The sequence below is a fragment of the Micrococcus sp. HMSC31B01 genome (genome assembly GCF_001816085.1).
Lineage (GTDB): Bacteria > Actinomycetota > Actinomycetes > Actinomycetales > Micrococcaceae > Micrococcus > Micrococcus luteus.
On record NZ_KV824887.1, the window covers coordinates 1 to 1112 of the forward strand.

General features: G+C 71.0%; 2 protein-coding genes. Both read left to right on the forward strand.

Features of this window, described 5'->3' with window-relative positions:
- Positions 1 to 629 (forward strand): MFS transporter (locus tag HMPREF3105_RS01255; RefSeq protein WP_141762375.1); only part of this gene is annotated, 629 nt, incomplete at its 5' end.
- A gap of 141 nt (positions 630 to 770) precedes the next feature.
- Positions 771 to 1043, forward strand: a complete 273-nt coding sequence (locus HMPREF3105_RS01260; protein WP_036315639.1) for a GlsB/YeaQ/YmgE family stress response membrane protein — start codon at positions 771 to 773, stop codon at positions 1041 to 1043.
- Positions 1044 to 1112 lie beyond the last annotated feature (69 nt).

Below are 1112 nucleotides of genomic sequence, written 5' to 3' on the forward strand. Positions count from 1 at the left end.
GGGCGTCCGTGCGCCGCGAGCTGCGCGGCCTGGCGTCCGGGCGCCTGTGGGCCACGGTGGCCGTCGGCGTCCTCGGCTTCGCCGGCATGTTCGCCCTCTACACCTACATCGCCCCCCTGCTGACCACGGTGTCCGGCCTCGATGAGCGGTGGGTGCCCGCCGTCCTGGCCCTCTACGGGGTGGGCATGGTCGTCGGCACGCTCGTCGGCGGCGCCCTCACGGACCGCGACCCGGTGCGCACGCTGCGTCTGAGCTTCGCACTCAGCGCCGTCTTCCTTCTGGGCGTCGGCCTGACCGCGCAGTGGGCGCCCGTGATGGTGGTCTTCCTCTTCCTGGTGGCCGTCAGCGGCTCCGGGATCGCCCCGTCCCTGCAGGTGCTGCTGGTGGACTCCGCCCCCACCGCGCCGCAGTTGGCGGGCTCCCTGAACCACTCCGCACTGAACATGGCCAACGCCATGGGGGCCTGGGTCGGCGCGGCCGCGATCGGCGCCGGAGCCTCCCTGAGGACCCCGCCGCTCATCGGTGCCGCCATTGCCCTCGGCGGCCTCGTCCTCGCGCTCCTGCTGGTCCGACGCACCCCCGCCGTCGGCGCCGTCCCGCACGACGGCCCCTCCGCCGCCACCGTGTGAATCGCGTGCGGCGCGCTCGGTCCACGGGCGGCTGACCTCGCGATCGAGGGGTAGCGGGCCGTCAGAGGTGGCACAGGTGGAATCGGCTTTGCTAAGTTCCTTTCCGTACGTCATCATCCGCAACTCGAAAGGAACATCAGCATGTTCACCATCATCGCTTGGATCATTATCGGCCTCATCGCCGGTGCCATCGCTCGCCTGATTCTTCCGGGGCGACAGGGCTCCGGCTGGCTGGGTGCCCTCATCACGGGCCTCCTGGGTGCCGTTCTCGGTGGCTGGATCTCCACCCTGCTCGGCGGGGAAGGGCTCGGCGACGCGTTCAGCTGGCAGACGCTCATCTGGTCTGTGATCGGCGGCGTCATCGTGGCCTTCATCTGGCAGGCCATCACCAGCCGCCGCGGCACCCGCGTCTGAGCTGACATCGGCTGACCCGGCACCCGCCGGGTCGACCCCAGAAGGGGCGGGGATCCTCACGGATCCCCG

Excerpts from the sequence above, each read along its gene's own strand:
- HMPREF3105_RS01260 (WP_036315639.1), top strand. The coding sequence starts at position 771 with ATGTTCACCATCATCGCTTGGATCATTATCGGCCTCATCGCCGGTGCC.